Source organism: Rhodococcus sp. 4CII, assembly GCF_014256275.1.
Lineage (GTDB): Bacteria > Actinomycetota > Actinomycetes > Mycobacteriales > Mycobacteriaceae > Rhodococcus_F > Rhodococcus_F wratislaviensis_A.
The window spans coordinates 1,087,862-1,110,987 of record NZ_JACCFE010000002.1 but is presented as its reverse complement, the minus strand read 5'-3'; the positions used below and the strand labels follow the sequence as shown (position 1 = coordinate 1,110,987).

At 67.1% G+C, this 23,126-nt stretch carries 21 protein-coding genes and 1 pseudogene; 15 read left to right on the top strand and 7 right to left on the bottom strand.

Annotated features, from left to right (window positions below; translation table 11 throughout):
• Window positions 1–39: 39 nt before the first annotated feature.
• The 4 genes from H0B43_RS06215 to H0B43_RS06200 are packed head-to-tail and all read right to left on the bottom strand — an operon-like array spanning window position 40 to window position 4,434.
• Window positions 40–999: a diiron oxygenase gene (locus tag H0B43_RS06215; RefSeq protein WP_185728851.1), complete on the bottom strand. Its 960-nt coding sequence runs from the start codon at window positions 997–999 to the stop codon at window positions 40–42.
• The gene (locus tag H0B43_RS06210; RefSeq protein WP_185728852.1) at window positions 996–1,928 is read right to left on the bottom strand and encodes a prephenate dehydrogenase/arogenate dehydrogenase family protein; all 933 of its coding nucleotides are present in this window, start codon (window positions 1,926–1,928) and stop codon (window positions 996–998) included. The genes H0B43_RS06215 and H0B43_RS06210 overlap by 4 nt, the downstream gene beginning before the upstream one ends.
• Window positions 1,925–3,997 (bottom strand): aminodeoxychorismate synthase component I, encoded by a 2,073-nt coding sequence (gene pabB, locus H0B43_RS06205; RefSeq protein WP_185728853.1) that lies wholly within the window; start codon window positions 3,995–3,997, stop codon window positions 1,925–1,927. The genes H0B43_RS06210 and pabB overlap by 4 nt, the downstream gene beginning before the upstream one ends.
• On the bottom strand, window positions 3,997–4,434 hold the full coding sequence (locus tag H0B43_RS06200) for a chorismate mutase family protein (RefSeq protein WP_185728854.1): 438 nt from the start codon (window positions 4,432–4,434) through the stop codon (window positions 3,997–3,999). Before H0B43_RS06200 ends, pabB begins: the two co-directional genes overlap by 1 nt.
• 229 nt (window positions 4,435–4,663) lie before the next feature.
• Between H0B43_RS06200 and H0B43_RS06195 the strand changes: the two genes are divergently transcribed.
• A complete protein-coding gene (locus H0B43_RS06195; RefSeq protein ID WP_185728855.1) occupies window positions 4,664–5,599 on the top strand; it encodes a triacylglycerol lipase in 936 nt (311 codons plus the stop codon).
• A gap of 27 nt (window positions 5,600–5,626) precedes the next feature.
• Here H0B43_RS06195 and H0B43_RS06190 read toward each other — a convergent pair whose 3' ends face one another.
• Together H0B43_RS06190 and H0B43_RS06185 are read right to left on the bottom strand one after the other, a co-directional pair.
• Window positions 5,627–6,322, bottom strand: coding sequence for a GntR family transcriptional regulator (locus H0B43_RS06190; protein ID WP_185728856.1), 696 nt, complete (start codon window positions 6,320–6,322; stop codon window positions 5,627–5,629).
• Window positions 6,323–6,368: 46 nt separating this feature from the next.
• Window positions 6,369–7,511, bottom strand: coding sequence for an acyl-CoA dehydrogenase family protein (locus tag H0B43_RS06185; protein ID WP_185728857.1), 1,143 nt, complete (start codon window positions 7,509–7,511; stop codon window positions 6,369–6,371).
• Window positions 7,512–7,669: 158 nt separating this feature from the next.
• Between H0B43_RS06185 and H0B43_RS06180 the strand changes: the two genes are divergently transcribed.
• Together H0B43_RS06180 and H0B43_RS06175 are read left to right on the top strand one after the other, a co-directional pair.
• Window positions 7,670–9,202 (top strand): aldehyde dehydrogenase family protein, encoded by a 1,533-nt coding sequence (locus H0B43_RS06180; protein ID WP_185728858.1) that lies wholly within the window; start codon window positions 7,670–7,672, stop codon window positions 9,200–9,202.
• 22 nt (window positions 9,203–9,224) lie between these two features.
• Window positions 9,225–10,157: an oxygenase MpaB family protein gene (locus H0B43_RS06175; protein ID WP_185728859.1), complete on the top strand. Its 933-nt coding sequence runs from the start codon at window positions 9,225–9,227 to the stop codon at window positions 10,155–10,157.
• 56 nt (window positions 10,158–10,213) lie between these two features.
• Here H0B43_RS06175 and H0B43_RS06170 read toward each other — a convergent pair whose 3' ends face one another.
• Entirely contained in the window at window positions 10,214–11,452 is a 1,239-nt protein-coding gene (locus H0B43_RS06170) for a TetR/AcrR family transcriptional regulator (RefSeq protein WP_185728860.1), read from the bottom strand.
• A 331-nt stretch (window positions 11,453–11,783) separates the two neighbouring features.
• Here H0B43_RS06170 and H0B43_RS06165 point away from each other — a divergent pair.
• The 12 genes and pseudogenes from H0B43_RS06165 to H0B43_RS06115 form a co-directional block, all read left to right on the top strand.
• Window positions 11,784–12,458, top strand: a pseudogene (locus H0B43_RS06165) (NAD(P)H-dependent flavin oxidoreductase); the annotation flags it as partial.
• Window positions 12,455–13,249 carry an enoyl-CoA hydratase gene (locus H0B43_RS06160; protein ID WP_185728861.1) on the top strand — a complete coding sequence of 265 codons (795 nt, stop codon included), beginning with the start codon at window positions 12,455–12,457 and terminating at the stop codon, window positions 13,247–13,249. The pseudogene H0B43_RS06165 and the gene H0B43_RS06160, both read left to right, overlap by 4 nt.
• Window positions 13,250–13,376: 127 nt before the next feature.
• Window positions 13,377–14,969 (top strand): fatty-acid--CoA ligase FadD5, encoded by a 1,593-nt coding sequence (fadD5, locus tag H0B43_RS06155; RefSeq protein WP_185728862.1) that lies wholly within the window; start codon window positions 13,377–13,379, stop codon window positions 14,967–14,969.
• Window positions 14,970–15,034: 65 nt separating this feature from the next.
• Complete coding sequence (locus H0B43_RS06150) at window positions 15,035–15,844, top strand: ABC transporter permease (RefSeq protein ID WP_185728863.1); 810 nt, start codon at window positions 15,035–15,037, stop codon at window positions 15,842–15,844.
• Window positions 15,844–16,704 (top strand): ABC transporter permease, encoded by an 861-nt coding sequence (locus tag H0B43_RS06145; RefSeq protein WP_185728864.1) that lies wholly within the window; start codon window positions 15,844–15,846, stop codon window positions 16,702–16,704. Before H0B43_RS06150 ends, H0B43_RS06145 begins: the two co-directional genes overlap by 1 nt.
• Window positions 16,704–17,756 carry an MCE family protein gene (locus H0B43_RS06140; RefSeq protein WP_185728865.1) on the top strand — a complete coding sequence of 351 codons (1,053 nt, stop codon included), beginning with the start codon at window positions 16,704–16,706 and terminating at the stop codon, window positions 17,754–17,756. The genes H0B43_RS06145 and H0B43_RS06140 overlap by 1 nt, the downstream gene beginning before the upstream one ends.
• On the top strand, window positions 17,753–18,769 hold the full coding sequence (locus tag H0B43_RS06135) for an MCE family protein (protein WP_185728866.1): 1,017 nt from the start codon (window positions 17,753–17,755) through the stop codon (window positions 18,767–18,769). The genes H0B43_RS06140 and H0B43_RS06135 overlap by 4 nt, the downstream gene beginning before the upstream one ends.
• Window positions 18,766–19,806 (top strand): MCE family protein, encoded by a 1,041-nt coding sequence (locus tag H0B43_RS06130; protein WP_185728867.1) that lies wholly within the window; start codon window positions 18,766–18,768, stop codon window positions 19,804–19,806. Before H0B43_RS06135 ends, H0B43_RS06130 begins: the two co-directional genes overlap by 4 nt.
• Window positions 19,803–20,894, top strand: coding sequence for an MCE family protein (locus tag H0B43_RS06125; RefSeq protein ID WP_312033904.1), 1,092 nt, complete (start codon window positions 19,803–19,805; stop codon window positions 20,892–20,894). The genes H0B43_RS06130 and H0B43_RS06125 overlap by 4 nt, the downstream gene beginning before the upstream one ends.
• Window positions 20,891–21,262, top strand: coding sequence for an MlaD family protein (locus tag H0B43_RS41355; protein ID WP_252189855.1), 372 nt, complete (start codon window positions 20,891–20,893; stop codon window positions 21,260–21,262). The genes H0B43_RS06125 and H0B43_RS41355 overlap by 4 nt, the downstream gene beginning before the upstream one ends.
• Window positions 21,259–21,939: an MCE family protein gene (locus H0B43_RS41350; protein ID WP_252189856.1), complete on the top strand. Its 681-nt coding sequence runs from the start codon at window positions 21,259–21,261 to the stop codon at window positions 21,937–21,939. Before H0B43_RS41355 ends, H0B43_RS41350 begins: the two co-directional genes overlap by 4 nt.
• Window positions 21,936–23,123, top strand: a complete 1,188-nt coding sequence (locus H0B43_RS06115) for an MlaD family protein (protein WP_185728869.1) — start codon at window positions 21,936–21,938, stop codon at window positions 23,121–23,123. Before H0B43_RS41350 ends, H0B43_RS06115 begins: the two co-directional genes overlap by 4 nt.
• The last annotated feature ends 3 nt before the right edge of the window (window positions 23,124–23,126 follow it).

Here is a 23,126-nt window from a genome sequence, read left to right as displayed (position 1 = left end):
CCGTGGTGGGAAGGTTCTCGGCCGACCCACCACGGGACCTCAGGCCCAGTCGAAGGACATCTCGCCCGCGACGCCGAGGTGCTTGCACAGCTTGTGGATGCCGCCGAAGTCCTGCACCAGCGCGGAGCGGCTGGTGTCGTGTTCGGCGTCGTCGATCATCGCCCGGCCGCCGTCGAGGTCCAGGATCTCGACGATCGTGTGCCAGGTGGAGTAGTCGTTGCTGCTGAATGCGGTCATCGCGTCGACCAGTCCGTCCAGGAAGTGGCGCCGGTCGCCGGGACCGAGGGTGTCGTAGACGACGGCGGCGATGTCGTCGGCGATCGAGGCGTGGCAGTACTCGTCCCGATTGTGCAGCCGGACCGTCGCCCGGTTGACCGGCTGGATGACGTCGTCCTCGGTGATCAGATCCAGATAGGAACTGATCGAGATCTCGGCCACCGTCATGAAGGCAAACGTTGTGATCGCCCGCTTTCTCGGGTCGGCGGCCTCGGCCGTCGCCGCGCGTTGGCGGCGCAACGTCAGGACGTCGGGAAGGGCGTTGTTCGGCATCGCCCATCCGCGCTGTCTGCGGGTGACCGCGCTGGCGTTCAAGTGCATGAGGGTGTGGTACTGCTCGTCCACCATCGCCTGGTGGACGGCGACGGCGAATGTGTCTCCCAAGCCGGTGTCCAGGGCGTCGTGCGCGACGAGGTCGAATCCGGGATTGACCACGTACTGCTCGATGTCCATGACGTTCTTGTTGAACGCGATCCACGCCCACGCCCGAAGTTGGTTCCGTTGCTCCTCGCGCATGGCACGGAACCGATCATGATCGGCGAAGGGTAGCAGCGCGTTCGGGTAGTCCTGCTTGCCGACGTCGAACAGCGCGTCGAGGTCGGGTTCCGGTTTCTTGACGGTTGCCCGTTGTCCCCAGTTCCGGGCGAGCCGGGACACGACGGCGCTCTCGACCGGATCCGCCGGATCGTACTCCGGGAGCGAGGGAGTCTTCTGGAAAGTCATGACACGTCTCCGTTCCTGTCCCACGCCCGCGGCTGTCTGTGAACGAGATCGGTGAAGAGGTCGGCGCAGAGCCGGGCGAGGGGTTCGCTCCGGTCGCCGAGGGTCGATGTCGACCGCGTCATGAGCGACGCGAAGTCGTCCTCCGTACCCTGTTCGACGGTCTCCGTCAGGGTGGCGAGCGCCGCGGCGAGCGCGCGCCTGGCCTCGCCGGCGAACGGATTGCCCGCCTGAATGTCCCGGTACACCTCGGGGACGCCGCCGCCGACACGGGCGAGGAGGGCGAGTGACACGAGATGGGGCGGTGTTCCGACCGCGGTGAGCGCGGCGCCGTCGACACCGAGTTCGGCCAGGGCGAGGCCGAACGCGAGGATCCCGGCGTGGGTGAGCGCCTGAGTGGCCGCGGTGAGCCGGTCGTGGTTCTCGGCGTCCAGACGGACCACCGACGACCCCCAACCGGACAGCGACGACAGGAACCAGTCGACGTCGCCGCCGTCCCGGTAGGTCACCGCCGCGATCGGCCGGCCCTCCGGCGCGAGGGATGGCGCGAACATCGGGTTGATGCCCACCGCGCTGTTGCGCAGCGCGCTGTCACGCAGAGCGGCGGCGAATCGGGATTTCACCGACAGCGTGTCGACCAGGAGGGCATGCGTAGACAACTCTGCGACGACGAACGGGATCGCGTCCAGCGCGGCGCCTTCGGGGATCGCCAGGATCACCGCATCCGACGAACTCACCACCGCCCGAACCTCGGGTGACGGGTCGGTGACGTCGCCCTTCACCTGATCCGGATCGGATCGGTCGGTGAACCGGACGTCGATGGTGCGCACCATGTTTCCGTCGTCGCGCAGCCGAGTCGCCAGCATCCGGCCGACATCGCCGGAGCCGCCGATCAGAGCGACGGTCCGGGCCGATGCGGCCGGGGCGTTCACTGCCCTATCTCGTTCGGCCTGTCCGCCGTCACGGACAGAGCGCGCAACATGGTGGCCGCCTTCACCATCGCCTCGTCGAACTCTTCCTCCGGGTCGGACAGCGCCGTGATCGCACCACCGATGCCGAACGTCACCTCGGTGTCGGTGGCGACGATCGTGCGGATGACGATCGACAGATCGGCCGTCCCTGTCAGGGAGAAGTAACCGATCGACCCCGAATACACGCCCCGCGGGCCGGACTCGAGCCGGTCGATGATCTCCATCGTCCGGATCTTCGGGGCGCCGGTCATCGATCCGCCGGGGAAGGCGGCCCGCACGCACTCGACGACGGACGCGTCGGCGCTGAGGGTTCCGCGCACTGTCGACACCAGCTGATGCACGGCCGCGTACGTCTCGATGTCGAAGAGCTTGGGAACGTGCACCGAACCGGGAACGCAGACCCGGGCCAGATCGTTCCGGGTCAGATCGACGATCATCAGGTTCTCGGCGCGATCCTTCTCGCTGTCGAGCAAGTCCTGCCGCAGCGCCGCGTCCTTGGCCGGTGTGGCGCCGCGCGGACGCGTCCCCTTGATGGGCTTGGACTCCACCACCCGGTCGGCGCCGATCCTGAGGAACCGCTCGGGGGAGGCGCTGAGAACGGACAGACCGGCGAACTGGAGGTACGCGCTGTACGGGGTGGGGCTGATGGAACGGAGCAGTTCGAACGTGTGCAGGGGATCGATCGACTGGTCGACCGTCGCCATATTGGTCAGGCACACCTCGTAGGACTCACCGGTCCGGATCTCGCCCAGCGACGTCGCGATGTGTTCGAGGTATTTGTCGTGCTCGTGGCGCAGGGCGAGTTCGGCCGTCTCCGGCTTCCGGATCGGCGATACCGCGGTCGCCGGGTGATCCGGTTCGGCCAGCCGGTGCAGCGCCGCCTCCATCTCGTCGAGCCAGCGGCGCAGTTCCGGATCGTCCGGGTGATCGCTCAGGCACAGGGCGTAGGTGCGTTCGCCCGAATGATCGATGACGACGGCACGATCGGCGAACACCAGAGCGGCGTCGGGAGTGGGCGACTTGTGCGCCGCCGCACCACCCGTCTCGGCTTTCAATTCGTAGCCGAGGTACCCCACGTAGCCGAGGCCGAACGGCACACCCGGGAGGCCGGGCACCGACCGGGCCTGCAGTTGACGCTCGAGATAGTCGAAGAACGGGGCGTGCACCTGCTCGACCGGCAACCCCTCGCGGGTGATCCGGACGATCGATTCGCTGACGTCGTAGGTGATGTACTCGGCGCGGGGGCCGGAGCAGTTGCCCATGATCGTGAATCGCGAATTCGGTTCCGATGCCGAGGTCCCGTCGAGCCAGAACGCGTTGGGCCCGGAGGCGAAGAGGTCCTCGAACGTGGTGCGGGGGTCGACCTCGTGGTCGACTCGCACCTGCTGAACCACATACGGCGCGTGGGGGATCGGGATTCTGAGCATGGAGCCGTGGGTGGGTGACCCGGAATGCGTCTGCGTGAGGTCACGGAAGTTCGCGAGCAGTTCGTGCCCGAAGGCGGTGCTGATGGATTCGGGGTGGAACTGGACCCCCCACAGGGGGCGGCTGCGATGGCGGACGCCCATCAGCAGACCGTCCGCGGTCCAGGCGGTGGCCTCGAGATCGTCGGGGAGGTCTTCGACGATCAGCGAGTGGTAGCGGACCGTCGGGAACGGCGAGGGGATGCCGGCGAACAGTTCCGAATCGTTGTGCTCGACGAGCGACACGCGGCCGTGCATCGGTTCGGGTGCGAGAACGACGCTGCCGCCGAACAGCTGACACAACCCCTGATGGCCGAGGCACACACCGAGCACGGGAAGTTCGGTTTCCGCGAGGATGCGCGCGCTGATGCCGAAGTCGCGTTGCCGTTCCGGGCGTCCGGGGCCGGGGGAGATGACGATGTTGTCGAAGTCGGACCAGGGGATCGAGTCCCACTCCACGTCGTTGTGCACGACCGTGGGCGGCTCACCGTTCACCTCGGCCAGCAACGTGAACAGGTTGTAGGTGAAGGAGTCGTAATTGTCGACCAGCAGCGTCCGGGTACTCATCACGACTCGACATTCGCAGACGGCACGGAACTGTGATGAACGTGGTGGTCGTCACCGTGGCTGTGGTTGCCGTTGTGGCGGGTGCGCTCGTCCGCGGGTGTGGCGTTGATCACGAGATCCTCGAGCCTGCAGGTCTCGGCGATGAGAAGGTCGTACAGCGAATCGAAGAACTCCGGCGACAGAGAATGGCTGTCTGCGTACTGCCGCGCCCGCTCGTGGACGAGGTGAACCCGGCCCGGCTGCATCATGGCGATGTGCTCGCGCCGCTTCAACTCTCCGATGCGCAGGCACACCTCCAGGCGCTGGCGCACCGCTTCGAGCAGGGTCACGTCGACGGCGTCGAGTTCCGCGCGCAGACCCTCGAGTGCCTGCTGCGCCGAGACGTCAGGATGCTCTCCGGAATCGTCGCCGTTCCGCTGTTCTACCGAGAAATACATAGTCGCCCCACTCGCTCGATCGGCAGTAGCCTTCTCATCCCGACTATCGTGTGTCATTGGTGGTTCGTTTCCGCGGGTCTTCCGGATGGCCGAGAGTGCTGTCCGGACCAGTCGTGCGCGAACCGGGTGGGTTATCACCTCCAGAGTCTCGATCTCGAGTTGAGACTTTGATGGACGGTTGGCTAACGTAATCTGAAGTCTATTTCCGCCAACTCAGGATACGAGGAATATGCGTATATCGTCGGCCGGTAGGGCTCTGTTGTTCGCGCTGGCAGGCATCGTGACGTTCTGCAGTGCGGCACCGGCGGCAGCGGACCCCGTCGAAGCCGAACCCGCACCCGTGGCCGACCCCTCCGTGCTGCCCGGGGCGAACGACTGGAGCTGTACGCCGTCCGCCGCGCATCCTCGTCCCGTCGTGCTGGTGCACGGCACGTGGACCGGCATGCTGGGAACGTGGAAGGACCTCGCCCCGGCACTTACCGCGGAGGGGTATTGTGTCTTCGCTCTCAACTACGGACAAGCTGCGGGTCTGACCGAGGGCAACCTGATGCGCATGTTCGGCGGCGCCGACATCGCGGAGTCCGCGCAGCAGCTCGCCGGGTTCGTCGACCAGGTCCGCACCGCCACCGGCGCCCCGCAGGTCGACGTGATCGGGCACTCGCTCGGCGGCACCGTGGCCCGCCAGTACCTGCGGTTCGACGGCGGTGCCGACCGTAGTAACCCCACGCTGAACAAGGTGCACTCGCTCGTCACACTCGGCGCCACCAACCACGGAACCAGCTTCGGGGACGTCCAGACGCTCGGTGCGATCGCGCAGGCGCTGGGTGTGCCGGTCACGACGCTCGCCGGTGTCGCGGTCGGACCGTCGTACATCCAGCAGATGGTGGGGTCACCCTTCCTGCAGGTGCTCAACGCGGGGGGCGACACGGACCCCGGCATCGACTACACGGTTGTCGCGAGCCGCGCCGACACCGTCTCGACGCCGCCCGAGAACACGTTTCTGACGCCCGGTCCGGGGGCAGTCGTGCACAACGTCTGGCTGCAGGACGGATGCCCCGCGAACACGGCGGAACACAACCAGCTCACCACCGACCCCCGGGCCGTGTACATCATCCAGCGGGCGCTGGATCCCACCTACGGAGACCGCAACCCTGCGCCGTGCTGACCCGGCGCGGATGATCGGTGGTGCCGGTCAGTCCCAGATTCCGACGTCGTCGAGATGCGCGACAAGTCGCTGCGCGCCGTCGATGAAGTGCGCCTTGTTCTCGGCGCCCACGACTTCGGCCTTGCCGTCGGCCAGGGCAGCGATGAGACGGCGATGGCTCTCGACCGCCGATTCGCCCCAGGCGGGATCGGACGAATAGAACTGCACCGGGGTGTACCGGGTTGCGCTGAGCAGGAACCACGACAGCTTGCTCGCGTCGGCCAGACGGTTGATGACCCGGTGGAACGTGAACTCGAGATCCTCGATGCGATCGGCGTCGCCGTCCTCGACGGCGCGCCGCAGTTTCCCGTTGATCGCGGTCAGCTCGTCGATGGCCTCCGGGGTGGCGGACCGCGTCGCCCGGACGGCGAGTTCTTCCGCGATCTGGCCTTGCAACCAGAACAGATCGTGAATGTCCTCGCGGCTGAGCGGGGCGACCACGTACCCGCGGTGAGGGACCAGTTCGACCAGACCCTCGCCGCGCAGGGTCAGGAGCGCCTCACGTACCGGTGTGACGCTGACGCCCAACTCGGCCGCGGTCTCGTCGAGACGGATGAAGTCACCCGGGCGGACGCCCCCGGACATGATCAGGTTCCGGACGTGCACGGCGACGTCGTCCGACAACTGCGGCCGGCGGCGCAGGGTGCGGCCCGATGAGGATCGTGACACGGAGGGCGATGCCATGGAGAACTCCTTCGATGCGGCACACAGCATAAACCGCCGGGGGTGCTTACAAGCCGTAGGTCTTGCCGATGATGTCGCGCTGAATCTCGTTGGTACCACCGTAGATGCTGGACACGATGGTGGAGCGCACGTGCTTCTCCATGTCGAACTCGGTGGCGTAGCCGTACCCGCCCATCATCTGCATCCCCTCGAGCGCAACCTTCTTCGCCGTCTCCGTGACCTTCAGCTTGGCCATCGACGCTTCGCGGGCCAGCATCTTGTCCGGGTTCGCATCGACGTCCTTCGCGACGCTGTAGACGAGGAGCTTGCAGCATTCGATTTCCGTCGCGAGATCGGCGATCCGGTGCCGTAGCGCCTGGAACGATCCGACGGGCCGCCCGAACTGCTTGCGCTGGGTGACGAAGTCGAGGGTGTCGGCGAACGCGCGTTGCGCCGTGCCGAGCATCATGGCCGCGAGGATGAGGCGCTCGAAGTTCAGGCCCGTCATCAGCTGCCGCCACCCGTTGCCGACCTCGCCGACCACGGCGTCCTCGGGGAGCGCACAATCGGTGAAGTAGAGGTCGTTGACCTCCTTGCCGCCCATGGTGTCGATGCCGCTGATCTTCAGCCCGGCGGTGTCCGCGGGGACGTGGAACATCGTCAGACCTTCGTGCTTGCCGTCGCCGCGCCCGGTGCGGGCCACGAGCAGGATGTTGTCGGCGAAGTGCGCGTTGGAGCACCACGTCTTCTGGCCGTTGATCACCCAGCCGTCGGCGGTCTTCTCCGCGCGGGTGCTGAGATTGCCGACGTCGGAACCGGCTTCCGGCTCGGACATCGAGATGGACTGCGACCGGCCGGCGACGATGCCGCGCAGCACGACGTCCTTCTGGGCATCGGTCCCGAACTTCGCGTACGCGCCACCCGTGATGAGGGTCGGTCCGATTCCGCCGATGGGGGCCATGCCCTTGGCGGCCTCCTCGAGCAGGATGCACATGTCGACGTGGCTGGCCGCCGAGCCGTCGTACTCCTCGGGGATGGTGATGCCCAGCCACCCGAGTTCGGCCATCTTCTCGTACAGGCCCTGGTTGTGATTGTGCTCGCCGTGGTTCGTCAGCCTGTCGCGCTGCTCGCGGGTCCCGCTCTCACGCTTGCAGAAATCGGCGATCGCTGCCGCGAAGTCCTTCTGTTCACTGGTGAAATCGACGCTCATGTCCGGGGGACTCCTCAGGGGTGCTTCGGCCGGCGAATCGGACGGCCGATGGTGACTGGACGGGGCTTGCCGCGATGGGGTCTGCCACATACTGTGATGTCCACTACATTACATCACATCACATATATTTGATGTGATCGCGAGGGAGGATATCGACCATGTCACAGCAGGCGGAGACGACCGACACGACACCCGACGAGCAGCCCGCGGCCGGAACGGAGCCTGCGCCGACGACGTTCTCGTCCCTGGACCCGCGCACCGGCGACGTTCTGGCCGACTACCCGATCCAGGGGGACAAGGACGTGCGTGCGGCGGTCGACGCCGCCCGAGCCGCTGCGAAATGGTGGAACGCGCTCGGGTTCGACGGCCGCAAGCAGTGGCTCCTCGACTGGAAGAAGTCGATGGCCCGCGACGGCGAGCAACTCGCCGCGCTCGTCGCCGCCGAGACCGGCAAGCCGTACGACGACGCGCTCCTCGAGGTCATGCTCGCCATCGAACATCTCGACTGGGCCGCGAAGAACGCGGGCAAGGTCCTGAAGCGTCGAAAGGTGCCGTCCGGCTTGGTCAGTGCGAACCAGGCCAGTAGTGTCGGCTACGAACCGATGGGGGTCGTCGGCGTCATCGGTCCCTGGAACTATCCTGTCTACACGCCGATGGGTTCCATCTCCTACGCGCTGGCCGCAGGCAACACCGTCGTCTTCAAACCGAGCGAACTCACCCCCGGCGTCGCGATGTGGCTCGCCGACAAGTGGGCTGCCCTCGTTCCCAATCAGCCTGTCCTGCAGGTGGTCACCGGCGACGGGTCCACCGGTTCGGCCCTCGTCGCGGCCGGCGTCGACAAGATCGCCTTCACCGGGTCCGCCGCCACCGGCAAGCGCGTCATGGCGGCGTGCGCCGAGACGCTGACACCTCTGGTCGTGGAGGCCGGTGGCAAGGACGCCATGATCGTCGCCGCCGACGCGAACCTCGACGAGGCGGCCGGATTCGCGGTGTTCGGGGCGATGGGCAACGCGGGGCAGACGTGCGCGGGAGTCGAACGCATCTACGTCGTCGACTCGGTGTACGACGAGTTCGTCCGGCTGGTCGCCGAGAAGTCGAGGGTGCTGCGGCCGGGCCCACGGGACGCGTCCTACGGTCCGATGACGATGACCAGTCAGTCGGACGTCGTCCGCGACCACGTCCGGGATGCGCTCGACAAGGGCGGATCCGCGGTGGTGGGCGGACTCGACTCCATCCGGGACGGATACGTGGGGCCGATCGTGCTCACCGGTGTTCCCGAGGACAGCGCCGCGATCCGGGAGGAGACGTTCGGCCCGACCGTCGTCGTCAACAAGGTCGCGAGCCTCGACGACGCGGTGGCGAAGGCCAACGGCACCACGTTCGGGCTCGGCGCGTCCATCTTCACCAAGGATTCGAACAAGGCGATGCAGGTGGCCGAGAAGCTCCGCGTCGGCGTCGTGACGATCGGTTCGGTGCTCGGATTCGCCGGGGTGGCGGCGTTGCCGTTCGGTGGCGTCGGCGACTCGGGATTCGGCCGCATCCACGGAGCGGACGGACTGCGTGAATTCAGCCGGGTCAAGTCCATCGCCCGGCAGAGGTTCGCGGCGCCCCTGAATCTGCTGACCATGCAGCGCAAGTCGCGGGACATGAAGATCTCGGCCTGGATGCTGAAGAACCGCCACGGACGCTGATCACACGGGAGGAAGGCACCACATGCCGACGAAGACCGAGCGCGCCGATCCCGCCACGCCGGGTGGGGTTCCGCGAGGCAGGCACGGCTGGCAGCGGCGGGTCGACGAACTCGACCCGGTCCGGGATCACCAGGAGATCCACCGCATCACGGCCGGCTACGAGTTTCCGTGGGACTACCAGCGGTCGCTCGAGTTCGCGCTCTTCCGAACGTACTGCGTCCCCACCATCTCCGAACTGCTGCAGCGCACCGGTGAATTCGAGAAGCGTCCCCAGAAGCGGTACGACGACACCGCACTCCTGATGGCCGAACTCGTCGAACACGGCTACGACTCCGAGCGCGGCATCGAGTCGCTCCGCGTAGTGAACCGCATGCACGGCAAATACGACATCGACAACGACGACATGCTGTACGTGCTGACCACCTTCATCTACGAGCCGATCGATTGGATCGACCGGTTCGGGTGGCGGCGGTTGACCCCGAACGAGCGTCTCGCGTGCTTCCACTTCTACCGCCAGGTGGGAATTCGGATGGGAATCAAGAACATTCCCGAGAGCTACGCGGACTTCTACCGGTTCAAGACCGACTACGAGCGGAGGCACTTCCGGTACACCGACGACAATCATCGGGTCGGCACCTACACACTGAAATTGTTCTGTTCCTGGTTCCCGGCGCCGCTCCGGCCGTTCGTCGCGCAGGGGGTGTACTCGCTCCTCGACCCGATGATGCTGGCGGCCTTCGGGTTCCCTGCCGCACCGCACCTGCCGCAGAGCGCGTCCCGCCGCGCGCTGCGGGTCCGTGCTCGGCTCGTGCGCTTCCTGCCGCCACGGCGGGTGTCGAAGGCCGCGCGGGATCCGCACAACCGCAGTTACCCCGGATATCCGGTGGGCTACCGCCCCCGGGACCTGGGAGCGGACAACGACAATCATCGCGGGAGTCGTCGCCGCGCAGCCTGACGTTCCGTGCCCCCCGGGGAGCCGACCGAGGGCACGACTCGATCACCTCGAGAAGCTCAGTGGCCCAGGAGTACGGCCGTCATCAGGGTGTGGAGGCGTGCCCGCGACTCCTCGCGGGTGTCGAAGTGGACCAGTCGGCCGATATCGAGGACCAGCCCCAGCGCCGCGTGTACCAGGAACCGCGCCTCCGGCGCCGAGAGTTCGGTCCGCACCGCCGTCACCAGATGGACCCATTCCTCGACGTGCAGGCGCTGCACGTTGCGCAGGTTGGTCCGCTCGTTCTTGGGGAGGTTGCCGATCTCAGCGAAGTACACCGACAGCACTTCCGGATTCCGGAACGAGAGTTCGAGGTAGGATTCGGCGAGTTTGCGCAGCGCATCCTCGGGGTCGGTGGCGGTGGACAGGGCAGCCGAGGTGGCCACGGCCAGCCGATCGGAGGCGCGGTAGAAGACGGCCGCGAGAAGGTCTGCCTTGCTGGGGAAGTGGCGGTACACGCTCGAGGCGTTGATGCCGGCGGCGGAGCCGATCTCCTCGATGCTCGAGTCGTGGTACCCGTGCCGGTCGAAGATCTTCCCGGCCTCGATGATCAGCAGTTCGCGCTTGGACGTCACCGTCAGGCCCCGGACGCCATCCGTCCCCGAGTCCGTGCCCGCGTCGGCGACGGCGGGCGGGAGCGACGCATCGAGTATCGATGCGCACGCCGACTTCAGGAGCGCGCCGAGCCGGCGTGTCGCGAGAGTGGTCCGATGCGCACTGATGCTTGCCATCACACTCAGGGTCGACGCGCCCAGCGTCGTGGCGTCGACGGCGGTGAGTTCGGGACGGATCTCCCGAAGCGGCGCCGCCACGCACCCGGTGACGTGGACGAACACGGAACGGATCCGGGTGCGGTCGTCGGCCTCGAGGTACCGGCCCTCCCAGCGATAGAGTCCGGCGACCTTGCGGTGCTCGATGCTGTTGGCGACGAGCGCGGAGACCAGATGGTCGAGCTGGTCTGCGGGGCCGAGTCCGGCGACGGCGTCGAGCGCGCCCTCCGCCGCGGCCTGCAGTGCGTCGGCGGTCGTCGTGGCCGCATGCACGAGCAGGGCGTACTTGTTCGGGAAATGCCGGTAGAGGGCCGGACCGGAGATCCCGATGGTCGCCGCGATCTCGTCGACACCGACCGCGTGGTAGCCGCGCTCGCTGAAGGCTTCGGCCGCAACGTTCGCGATCTGGGCCTTGCGATTCTTCGGGCGACGGCGGATCGGCCGGTCGGTGGCGGCACCGGCCGCCGCGCTGGTCCGAGCCACGGTCACCTCCAGTAATCGGCAGTCATCCGCCAGTTTAGCTGTCGATGATCTTAACCGAGACTTTCGCATCGTCGGATCGGTTGAGGGCCTGATGCAGGCAGGGCATCGCGCAACATGTGTGGAAAGTGCCGGTGAATCTGGTCGATGACGGGCCAGAGGGGTATTGACACGCACGGAACGCGACGAATAAGTTAACAGAAATTCGCATGTGTCCGCTGTCTCTGGACGATCGTGCGCTCCTGGACGTCACAGCTCGAACAATCGGAGGTAGCTGAATCATGAGTTGGCGGCGCGGTCGACGAGGTGAACTGACGTGAGGACGAAATTCACCGAGGCGTTCGGCGTGAATCTCACGATCCTCCCGTCGATCACGCCGCCGCCGTACGCCGAATACCGCCAGGCGATCATCGATTCCGGAATCGGCATCGTCGAGACCGCCGGCTCCAATCCGGTGGATCACCTCCCGCATCTCGAGGATGCGGGGATCAAGGTGATCCACAAGTGCACGAGTGTGCGGCACGCGATGAACGCCGAACAGGTAGGCGTCGACGCGGTCAGCATCGACGGCTTCGAATGCGCCGGCCACCCCGGTGAGGACGACGTCGCGGGTCCGATCCTGATTCCGGCCGCCACCCGAAAGCTCACGATCCCGGTGATCGCGTCGGGTGGGATCGCGGACGCGCGCGGCCTGGTCGCAGCGCTCGCTCTCGACGCCGATGGCGTGAACATGGGTACCCGGTTCATGTGTACGGTCGAATCCCCGGTCGACATCGAGTCCCGGGGCTGCGAGTTCGCCGACATCCAGCATCTCGTCGCCCGCCCCCGGGGCCGCACGGTCTTCGAGAGGGGCGATCTCGACGCCGGAATCTGGACCGCGGGTCAGAGCCAGGGCCTGATCGACGACATCCCGACCGTGCGCGAGCTCGTGTCCCGGATGGTCTCGGAGGCGGAATCGATCATTACCGGACGGCTTGCGCACACGGTCGACTCGCGCCTCGGAGTGGTGTCGTGACCGCCCCGGCCGTCGACGGGCTGCACGTCGTCAACGAGGCCGGCATCCTCCGGATCACGATCGACCGGCCCGATCGGATGAATGCCCTCGACCTGACACACATGTCGGCGCTGGGTGACGTGCTCACGGCGGCCGCCACGGACTCTTCTGTTCGTGTCGTGGTCATCGCGGGGGCGGGCAGCAGGGCATTCAGCACGGGAGCCGATCTCGCGGCCGCGGCCGCGGCCGGAGGCCGGGAAGCGCCGGCAGAGGTGGTGATGGAATCCGCCAACAGGGTGATTCGTGCCGTCGTCCAGTTGCCGGTGCCGGTCATTGCCCAGGTGAACGGAGCCGCCGCGGGGGTCGGCGCGTCCATCGCCCTGACGGCCGATCTGACGTATACCTCCGACAACGCGTATCTACTCCTCGCATTCGTCAACATCGGGCTGATGCCCGATGGCGGTTCCATTGCCCTGATCGCGGCATCCATCGGCCGGGCACGGGCCACCCGGATGGCCCTTCTCGGAGAGCGCTTACCCGCTTCGGAGGCGGAGCGGGAGGGCCTGATTGCGGGTGTCCTACCTCCGGATGAACTCGCCGCGCACGTCGACGCCGTGGCGACCCGGCTGGCCCGGGGGCCGAGGCGGGCGATCGCACTGACCAAGCGGGCACTCACCGCGGCGACACTGACAGCTCTGGATGCGTCGCTCGACCGCGAGAAGGCGGGCCAGGCGGAACTTCTGCAGGCACCCGACTTCGTCGAAGGTGTCAATGCGATGCTGGCGAAACGTGCTCCGAATTTCCGGAGTTGATGCGAATTTCGGTTAACAAGATTGTTCCGATAGACGTCGAGATCTGTAATACTCGTCACAGCTCGGTGAAGGTCCGGACAGGCACACGCGCGCCGGGTACGAGTACAGCGAAGGGATCACCCACCACATGTCATCAGGTAGCGAGCTGCTGGAGCAGCCACTGCAATCCCGACGCAACCACTGGAACAACTGGGTTGCGACGCACGCGGAGACGAAGCCCGATCAGGCCGCGTTCCGCTTTCTCGGCCACAGCACGTCCTGGCGCGAATTGCACGACCGCTCGGAGGCGCTCGCCGGCGCACTGTCCCGGCGCGGCGTGAACTTCGGCGACCGTGTTCTGCTGCTCACCCTCAACCGCACCGAGTTCTTCGAGGCGGTCCTCGCGGTCAATGCGCTCGGCGCCATCGCGGTCCCCGTCAACTTCCGGCTCACCCCGCCCGAGGTCGCGTTCATCGCCCGCGACTCGGGGGCCCGTGCGGTGTTCACCGAGCCCGCGCTCGCACCACTGGTCGCCGCGGTGCGGCAGAACGTTCCCGAACTGGGCCTGGTCGTGAGCATCGGCGCCGACACGGAAGGCGACGTGCTCGGCTACGAGGCGCTCGTGTCGGAGGACGGCCCGGCGCATGCGCCCGTCGATCTGCCGGAGGACACACCCTCCCTGATCCTCTACACCTCCGGAACGACGGGTACGCCCAAGGGTGCGGTGCTCTCGCACTCGAACATGGTCGGACAATCCATCACCTGCATCCGCGCGATGCGCTATGACGGCGACGGCGACATCGGGTTCCTCGCGTCCCCCGTCTTTCACGTGGCCGCGCTGGGTTCGGTCGCCCCGATGCTGATGCTCGGCGGTACCACGGTGATTCACCCGCTCAAGGCGTTCAACCCCGCCGAGATGCTCGACGTGTGGGAGCAGGAGCGGATCACGACGGTCTTCCTCGTGCCGGTGCAGTGGCAGGCCGTCTGCGCCGACCCGACGGTGCGGACGCGCGATCTCGCCCTGCGCGTCATCAGCTGGGGTGCGGCGCCCGCGTCGGACACGGTACTGCGCGCCATGGCGGACACGTTCCCGCAGGCGCTCATCGTCGCTGTGTTCGGGCAGACCGAGATGTCGCCCATCACGTGCGTCCTCGACGGGGACGACGCGATCCGCAAACTGGGCTCGGTGGGCAAGCCGATCCCGACGATCCAGACGCGCGTCGTCGACGACGACATGAACGACGTCACCCCCGGGACCGTCGGCGAAATCGTGTACCGCGGACCGACGATGATGCGCGAGTACTGGCAGAACCCAGCCGCCACCGCCGACGCATTCGTCGGTGGATGGTTCCACTCCGGAGACCTGGTGCGGCAGGACGACGAAGGATTCGTCTACGTCGTCGACAGGAAGAAGGACATGATCATCTCCGGCGGAGAGAACATCTACTGCGCCGAGGTCGAGAACGTCCTGTTCGGACATCCGCGGATCCGTGAGGCGGCCGTCGTCGGACGCCCCGATCCCAAATGGACCGAGGTGCCCGTCGCCGTCGTCGCGCTCGACGACGACGGAGACGATTTGACGGTCGACGAACTCGCGGCGTGGCTCGACGACAAACTCGCCCGGTACAAGCACCCGAAGGACGTCGTCGTCGTCGACGCACTGCCCCGCAACGCCAGCGGCAAGGTGGTCAAGGTCGAACTCCGAAAGGCCCACGGCGCAACCGACGTCGCGGTCGTCTGATCCCGATTTCCATACTGCTCGACACCGGTCGCCGATCGTGGTGACCGGCGCCGGGGGAGGACCGCGTGACATTCCAGCTGCCACCCGCCAAAGGGCCCGTCAGACATTTCGCCAACGAAGTCGGCGCACTCATCGGGTTCTCGATCGCGACCACGGTGGCCGCGGTGCGAGTTCTCGTGCGGCGCAAGCTGGCCTGGCGGGAACTGCTGGACCAGGCCTGGCGGATCGCCTCGGTCACCTCGGCCCCCGCTCTGCTGCTGATGATCCCTATCGGCGTCCTCATCGCCGTCACGATCGGAAGCCTCGCCGGTCAGCTCGGCGCCGAGGGTTACACCGGGGCCGTCGTGGGGTTCGTGATCGTCGGGCAGGCGTCCGCGCTGGTCTGTGCGCTGATGCTCGCCGGGGTCGGTGGGTCCGCGATCTGCGCCGACCTCGGCTCGCGGACGATCCGCGAAGAGGTCGAGGCCATGGAGGTCCTCGGACTCGACGTGATCGAGCGGCTCGTGGTCCCGCGCGTGTTCGCGGCGGTGGTCGTCGGCGTCGCTCTCTGCGCGATGGTCACCGCAGTCGGAGTGTCGGCCTGTTTCCTGTTCCAGGTGATCGTCCAGAACAGTTCGGCGGGAAGTTTTCTCACGGCGCTGTCCCAGTACACGCGGTTGTCGGATTTCGTGGTCGCCCTCGTCAAGTCGATGGCGTTCGCGGTGACGTCGGCGCTCGTCGCCAGTTTCAAGGGGCTCCACGCCAAGGGTGGCCCTAGCGGTGTCGCCGACGCCGTCAACGAGGCGGTGGTGCTGGCCTTCATCCTGGTCTTCATCGTCAACACGGTGCTCAGTCAGCTCTATTCCGTTCTCGTCGTCCCGGTAGGTGGTTACTGATGGTCGTGAGCACCCGATGGCCGGGCGCCCGGTGGGTACTGTCCCGGGCCCGTCAGCCGCTGGACGTGGTGACGGGCCTGGGGCGCGAATTCACGTTCTACGGCAGTGTGATCGCCGGGGTTCCGCTCGCGGTCGTGAAGTATTGGCGGCACATCATGCGCCAGATCGGCGACATCAGTTTCGGCGGTGCCACCCTGCTCGCCGGCGGCGGCGCAATCGGTGTCGTCTTCGCGATGTCCGCGGTCGCCGCCACGCAGGTGGGCATCGAGGGACTGCGCGGGCTCGACCTGCTCGGCATGGGATCGCTGTCCGGGCTCCTGTCGGCGATCCTCAACACCCGCGAACTCGCGCCCGTGATCGCGAGCATCGCGCTGGCGGCGAAGGTGGGGACCGGGTTCACGGCGCAGCTCGGCGCCATGCGCATCTCGGAGGAGATCAGCGCGCTCGACGCGATGGCGATCCCGTCGCTGCCCTTCCTCGCGAGCACCCGACTCGTCTCGTGCCTGATCTGCGTGGTGCCGCTGTACGTCGTCGGGCTGCTGTCGTCGTATCTGGCGTCGCGGCTGGTGATCGTCACATTCAGCGGGCAGTCGGCCGGAACCTACGACTACTACTTCCATCTCATGCTCACCCCCACCGACGTCGTGTATTCGTTCGTCAAGGCCGTCGTGTTCGCGACCATCATCGCGCTGGTGCACTGCTCGTACGGATACCACGCGTACGGTGGCCCCGAAGGCGTCGGCCGGGCGGCCGGGCGGGCGCTGCGGACGAGCATCCTCGCCATCGGCATCGTCGATCTGCTGCTGACCCTGACGTTGTGGGGTCTCGTCCCGTCCGCACCTGCCCTGGGATTGCCGTGATGCGCGGTCGCCCGGGAGGTCCGGGCAACGGCGCGCTCGCCGTGCGGGGGGTGATCGGCGTGGCGGTCCTGATCCTGGGATCGGCAGTGCTGGTCGGTTTCGGCACCGGTGCCATCGTCACCGATCCCGTGGTGACGGCGACACTTCCGGCCGCCGCCGGTGCCGTGAAATCGCACACCACGGTGTCTTACAAGGGTGCGGCCGTCGGAACCGTGTCGAGTGTCGACCCCGGAATGAACGAGACGGGTATGGACATCAGCCTTCGACCCGAGCAGATGCACAACATCCCGGCGTCCGTCCAGGTGCGGGTCGTGCCCCGCACACTGTTCGGCGACCAGAACGTCGAGTTGGTGTCGACCGGCGGAACCGGCGGTGCCCGACTCGAGGCAGGCGCCCGTCTGCAACCCGACACCTCGGCCGACACCGTCCAGATGTACGACCTGTACTCGAAGGTCTACGACATGCTGTCGCGGGTGAGGCCGGAGCAGATGCAGGCCGCGCTGAGCGCCGTCGCCGACGCGCTGCGCGGACGCGGTGAACAGCTGGGACACACGATCGACAGCCTCCACACGGTCGCGACATCGACTGCGCCTCTCGTCGATTCGGTCGCGGAGCGTGCGCCGCAGATCGCCCGGATCGGTGAGCAGCTGGCCGCGGCCGCGCCGGACGTCCTCGCCACCATGGACGCCGCGGTGTCTCTGTCGAACACTCTCGTCGAGAACACCGACAGCTTCACCGGATTCCTCGCCGCCTCGCTCGTCGTGTCGAGGAACTCCGGAGACGTACTGGAACAGAACGCGGACAACATGATCGCGGTGGCACTGAACGTCTCGCCGACCCTGGGCGCCGTGGCCAGCAAGTCAGATCTGCTGCGAGCCACCCTCGACGAGGCGGGCCCGTTCGGCGACGCCGGCGCCGCCGTCTTCTCCACCGGGAAGTTCGCGGTCCGGGTTGCCGCCGACCTGTCCAACCCGCGGCCGTACACCTCGGCCGACTGCCCGCAGTACCCCGGCATGAGCGGACCGAATTGCGGAGGCGGTGACGGAGGATGAGCGTCCGCAACTCGGCAATCAAACTGGCAGTCTTCGCCGTCCTCGGCATCCTCTCGGCGGTCCTCGTGGTCAACACCCTGCGGGTGCCGGTCGAGGGGCAGACGGTGACGTACAAGGCGTTGTTCACCGACGCGCAAGGTGTCACTCCCGGCAGCGACGTCACCATCGCCGGTGTGCGGGTCGGACGGGTCGATTCGATCGACGTCGTCGACGGCGACGCCGGAAGCGCGGGCGCCCTCGTGGACTTCGAGGTGCAACGCGATCAGGAGCTTCCCGCCGACACCACCGCCGCGATCCGATACGGCGACCTGCTCGGGGTCCGGTACCTCGATCTGGCGGCCGGACCGTCGGGCGAGGGCACGCTCGCGGAGGGTGACACGATCCCGCTCGACCGCACCACGCCCGCTCTCGATCTCACCGGTCTCTTCAACGGGTTCAAGCCACTGTTCGACGCCATCGACCCGAAGCAGGTCAACGCGCTCGCCACCGAGGTCGTCGCCGTGTTCGACGGCAGGAAGGCGAGCATGGAAACTCTGCTGCGCAGGGTCGCGGACGTCACCGGCAACCTGGCGAATCACGATCAGCTCATCGGCGATCTCATCCGGAACCTCGAGGTGGTGGTCGGAACGGCCGCGGCGCGGGGTCCCGAGCTGTCCCACCTCGTCGACAGCCTCACCCAGTTCACCGGAATGCTCGCCGAAAACAACGAGGTCCTCATGGACACCATCGATCAGAGTGCGGAGGTCAGCCGGTCGGCGCTGCAGATCGTGGACGGCCGCGTCCCGGAGCTCAGCCGCACCGTGGAACAGCTCCATTCACTGACGGGGGCGATGCTGGGCGCCGACCCGGAATTCGACCACCTGATGGTGGCCATGCCGGAATTCTTCTCGTCCGTCGACCGCTCGGGCTCGTACGGCTCGTGGCTCAACATCTACCTGTGCACCTTCATCGTCAACGTCGACGGTCGCGAAGGCGCCCTCGGTCCCGACCTGCATTCGAGGTACTGCCAATGAGTGTCACCGAGAAGGTGCGCGACGTCTGGGACGCGCTGGCCGGAAATCAGCGAGTGCGGCCCGTCAACCCGCTGATAGTCGGGATCGCCGGAATTCTCGCCGCAACGCTGGCACTGGCGCTGGTTCTCGTGATCCCGCGGGTGGGTTTCGCCGTGCGGACCGACGGATACACCGCGGAACTCGCGAACGCCGCGGGGCTCACCGACTCCGACTACGTCTACGTGGCGGGTGTCCCGGCCGGCCGGGTGACCGAGGTCGATCTGGCGGGTGATCACGTGGTCGTGCACTTCCGTCTCGACGGTGAGCGCCACCTCGGATCGACGACGTCCGCGGGCGTGAAGCTGGCGACCATTCTCGGTAAGCGGTATCTCGACGTGTCACCGTCGGGACCGGGCGACCTGGCGACCGGCGGGGTGATCCCGCTGAGCCGCACCGGTGTTCCGTACTCGCTCGACGACATCGGATCGTCCGCCGTCGAGACCGCGGGCGACCTCGACGTCGACGGATTGCAGAAGATGCTCACGGTCGTGACGGACACGGTGCCGCAGGACGCGAACCTCAACCGCGAGGCACTGGCGGGTGTGAGTGCGGCGTCCGCGATCCTGGCGAAGAACGCCGACCAGGTCACACAGTTGCTGGGCAGTTCCCGAACCCTCACGAACGTGCTGGTCGGTCAACGGGATCAGCTCACCACCTTGCTCGGAAACGCGGACGTCGTGATGAACACGCTCGCCACCCGGCGCGCGGCGATCCGCCAGATGGTCGACGATCTGCAGGCGCTGGTCGCACAGGCCTCCCAGTTCCTGGGCAAGAATACTGCCGAACTCGACTCGCTGCTCGTGAACGCGAGGCAGGTGACGGACCGGCTCACTGCGAACCTCGCGAACCTCGACGCGCTGCTGTCGACGGGTGCTCCCGCGGCGAGGGCGCTCGTGAACGCGACCGGCAACGGCGACTGGGCCGACGTGTCCGCACCGTCGGCCGTGATCGCCGACAACCTGCTCTGCGTAGTCGGGCTGATCACGGGGTGCTCGTGACCGCGGGCGCCGGGCGCAGAGTCGCCGGGATAGGTGGTGTGCTTGCCCTCGTGGGGGCGATCGTGGTGGCCGGCTGGCTGCTGATCTTCCGCACGTCGTCCACCGTCGTGCACTCCGAATTCGCCTACGTCAACGGCGTGTTCCCCGGTACGAAGGTCTCGGTGCTCGGAGTTCCGGTCGGCACCGTCGAGGCGGTGGAGCCGAGAGGAGCGACCGTGATGGTCACGATGTCCGTCGCACCGGACGTCGTGCTGCCCGCGGACATGAACGCGTATGTGCTGGTGACGTCCGCGATCGGGGAGCGCTTCGTCGAACTCGGTCCCGCATACACCGGCGGCCCGGTATTCGAGAGTGGGCAGACCATCCCACCCGAACGCAGTCATTCGCCGATCACCTGGGACCAGCTGATGGACAGCGTCGACACCGTCGTCAAGACTCTCGGCCCCGACGGCGGCGACGCCGGCGCCGCGATCTCGGCCGCGGCGGCGTCCACGGACGGGCTCGGTCCCGCGATGAACGACGCGATCCGCACTCTGTCGCAGGCGAGTTCGGTGATCGCGGGCAACAGTGCGGACGTCGGCGCGCTCGTCGACAATCTCGAAGTCCTCGTGAACACGATCTCCGCGCGTCAGGCGCAGGTCGATTCGCTGGCCGGTTCGCTCACCGCGATCGGGGACGAGTTCGCCGACCAGAAGTTCGCGATCGGCGACACGGTGGACCGGTTGTCCGCGCTGCTGAACCAGATCGACCAGCTCGTGTCCGCACGGGGCGGCGACATCGGCGCCGGCATCGGCAACCTCGCCGGAGTGAGCGAGGTGCTTCAGAGACACGACACCGATCTCGCCGAGATCATGGACCTGGTGCCCTTGTTGATCGACAACATCGCGCGTGCGGTCACTCCGGACCAGCGTGCCCGCATCCGGCTGAACATCTCCACCAACCTGGCGCAGGCCGAGCCGACGTCCCCGCTGTGCGAGGTGGTGGAGCCGATTCTCTGCCGGGGAGCGGGAATCACCAACCCGATTCAGTTTCCGCCCAGCATGTCCGATCCGTTCGGGCTGCGCGACCTCATGGTCGGAGGACGATGACCATCCGGACGAGGACGAAGTCGCTGACGGTGGCGTTGGTCGTCGGTGTGGCGCTGCCGGCCGCGGGGTGTTCGCTGAGCTTGCAGGATCTGTCGGTGGGGCGTTCGCCGGACGGGCCGTCGTATCAGATCTCCGCGCAGTTCGACGGAGTGGATCGCGTCGTCCCCGGCGCCGAGGTTCGGGTGGGGCAGGAGGTGGTGGGCCGCGTCTCGGACGTGTCGACCCGAAACTTCACCGCTCGGGTCGAGATGCGGATCCGCGACGACGTCCCGATACCGCGGGATGCGACGGCCAGATCGAATTACCCACGGCCCTCGGCAATCCCTTCGTCCGACTCGATGTCGGGGACGCGGCGGGCGCACCCATGAGTGAGGGCGACACGATCCCCCTGAACCGGACGTCGCGCGGTCCCGACATCGAGAGCGGACTGGCCGCCCTGGCCACCGTGCTGAACGGCAGCGGCATCGACCAGGTGCACGCCATCATGAACGAATTGACCGTCGCCTTCACGGGCCGCTCGGACAAGGTCCGGGAACTGGTGGACATGCTGAACGACACGCTGGGGGTCGTCGACGACCATCGGGACGAACTCGACCGGGCGATGGTGGCGTCCAATGCCTTCGCGGCGGACCTCGCGGCCGGGCAACCGATCCTCGACCGGGCGATGACCGGAATGGTCCCGGCGGTGGATCTCCTGGTGTCGCAACGAGATCAGATCATCGCGCTGATGGGGGAGGCGTCCCGTCTCAGCCGTGAGGCGCAACACGTCCTCGGCAGCGCCGGATCCGAATTGTCGGCCGAGATCAGCGACGCGGGAGCCGTACTGACGGCACTCGACGGGTTCGAATCGCAACTCGCGCCGACATTGAATTCGGTGGCGACGTTTCTCGGTGGATTCGCAGCCGCCACACCCGGCGACTACACCACGTTCGACGGAACGTTCGACGTCACCGCCGTCATCGCCAAGCTGCTGACCGGATCGGCTCCGCTCGAGGTGCCGGAAGCCCGCACACTGCCCGAGGTGCTCGGCGGTGGCGTCCGATGATGACACGTCACGTGGTGGCGCAACTGGTGCTGTTCCTCGTGATCTCGATCGCCGCGATGCTGTTCGGGCTGCGGTACGTGACCGGCCCGGACACGTTCGGACGTCCCATTCACCTGAGTGCCCGGCTCGACCACGCCGCCGGCCTCGCCCAGGGGGCGTCCGTCAACTATCGCGGCGTCGGGGTGGGCACGATCAGCTCCGTCGACGTGGACCCCAAGGGGACGGGCGTCGTCCTCGAAATCGAACTGCATCCCGGAATCCGGGTACCCGCCGGCTCTACTGCGAAGATCACCACCGAGAATGCGATCGGCATCCAGGCGCTCGATCTCGTGCCGGACAGCGCCGACCCGCCGTACTACGGCGACGGCGACGTCGTCGACGTTCCGGAGGAGGGCATCCCCCGCTCGCTCGACGCGACCCTCGTCGAAACGACGGACCTCGTCAACTCGATGGACGTCACCGCCCTGTCTTCGCTGGCCGACACGTTCGGCACCGCCTTCGGAGGCACGGGACCCGACCTGCAGAACCTGCTCGACGGCTCCGCCGAAACAGCCCGCACTCTCGAAACCCGCACCGACGCACTGTCGACCATCGTGAACAAGGGCATGCCGCTCCTGGACACGGCGGACGGCCTCACCGCCGCGCTGCCGGAAACGGCGAGCACCGCCCGCAGCGTGCTCGAGCAGTTGCGAGCCCACGACTCCGCCCTCGTCGCCCTGCTCGGGCGCTCGCCGCAGACGCTGGCGAGCCTGGACGCATTGCTGTCGGGCAATCGGGACTCGCTGGGCGCCCTGATGGCGAATCTCATTCTCCCCACCCGGATCATCGGCGACCGCACACCCTCCCTCGACTACGGCCTGACGATCATGCCCGGCGCACTGCCGAAGATCGCGTCGATCGAAAAGGGCGGACTCGCCGACCTTCTCCTGGTCGGAACGCAGGGGCCGATGTGCGTGTACGACGCCCCGCGCCGTCTGGTGACCGACGCAGAGCCGAGTCGGCCCGCCCTGGACTGGACGTGCCAGTCGCAGCAGTATCTCGAGCAGCGGGGTGCCGTGAATGTTCCACGGCCCGACAACCTGGGTCAGGAGAACGCGACGCGGAACGGCGGTGTCTACGGCCCACCGGTCGCGGACGATCCGCTGGTGATCGCGCCGCCGCTGACGGGGCACACCCCGCGTTAGGCG

What these genes read in the sequence shown, in the direction of transcription:
- H0B43_RS06140 (WP_185728865.1), top strand. Translation starts at nt 16,704, where the DNA reads ATGCGCGGTCGCCCGGGAGGTCCGGGCAACGGCGCGCTCGCCGTGCGG.
- H0B43_RS06135 (WP_185728866.1), top strand. Translation starts at nt 17,753, where the DNA reads ATGAGCGTCCGCAACTCGGCAATCAAACTGGCAGTCTTCGCCGTCCTC.
- H0B43_RS06145 (WP_185728864.1), top strand. Translation starts at nt 15,844, where the DNA reads ATGGTCGTGAGCACCCGATGGCCGGGCGCCCGGTGGGTACTGTCCCGG.
- H0B43_RS06180 (WP_185728858.1), top strand. Translation starts at nt 7,670, where the DNA reads ATGTCACAGCAGGCGGAGACGACCGACACGACACCCGACGAGCAGCCC.
- H0B43_RS06215 (WP_185728851.1), bottom strand. Translation starts at nt 999, where the DNA reads ATGACTTTCCAGAAGACTCCCTCGCTCCCGGAGTACGATCCGGCGGAT.
- H0B43_RS06115 (WP_185728869.1), top strand. Translation starts at nt 21,936, where the DNA reads ATGATGACACGTCACGTGGTGGCGCAACTGGTGCTGTTCCTCGTGATC.
- H0B43_RS06195 (WP_185728855.1), top strand. Translation starts at nt 4,664, where the DNA reads ATGCGTATATCGTCGGCCGGTAGGGCTCTGTTGTTCGCGCTGGCAGGC.
- H0B43_RS41355 (WP_252189855.1), top strand. Translation starts at nt 20,891, where the DNA reads ATGACCATCCGGACGAGGACGAAGTCGCTGACGGTGGCGTTGGTCGTC.
- fadD5 (WP_185728862.1), top strand. Translation starts at nt 13,377, where the DNA reads ATGTCATCAGGTAGCGAGCTGCTGGAGCAGCCACTGCAATCCCGACGC.
- H0B43_RS06190 (WP_185728856.1), bottom strand. Translation starts at nt 6,322, where the DNA reads ATGGCATCGCCCTCCGTGTCACGATCCTCATCGGGCCGCACCCTGCGC.
- H0B43_RS06130 (WP_185728867.1), top strand. Translation starts at nt 18,766, where the DNA reads ATGAGTGTCACCGAGAAGGTGCGCGACGTCTGGGACGCGCTGGCCGGA.
- pabB (WP_185728853.1), bottom strand. Translation starts at nt 3,997, where the DNA reads ATGAGTACCCGGACGCTGCTGGTCGACAATTACGACTCCTTCACCTAC.
- H0B43_RS06185 (WP_185728857.1), bottom strand. Translation starts at nt 7,511, where the DNA reads ATGAGCGTCGATTTCACCAGTGAACAGAAGGACTTCGCGGCAGCGATC.
- H0B43_RS41350 (WP_252189856.1), top strand. Translation starts at nt 21,259, where the DNA reads ATGAGTGAGGGCGACACGATCCCCCTGAACCGGACGTCGCGCGGTCCC.
- H0B43_RS06175 (WP_185728859.1), top strand. Translation starts at nt 9,225, where the DNA reads ATGCCGACGAAGACCGAGCGCGCCGATCCCGCCACGCCGGGTGGGGTT.
- H0B43_RS06200 (WP_185728854.1), bottom strand. Translation starts at nt 4,434, where the DNA reads ATGTATTTCTCGGTAGAACAGCGGAACGGCGACGATTCCGGAGAGCAT.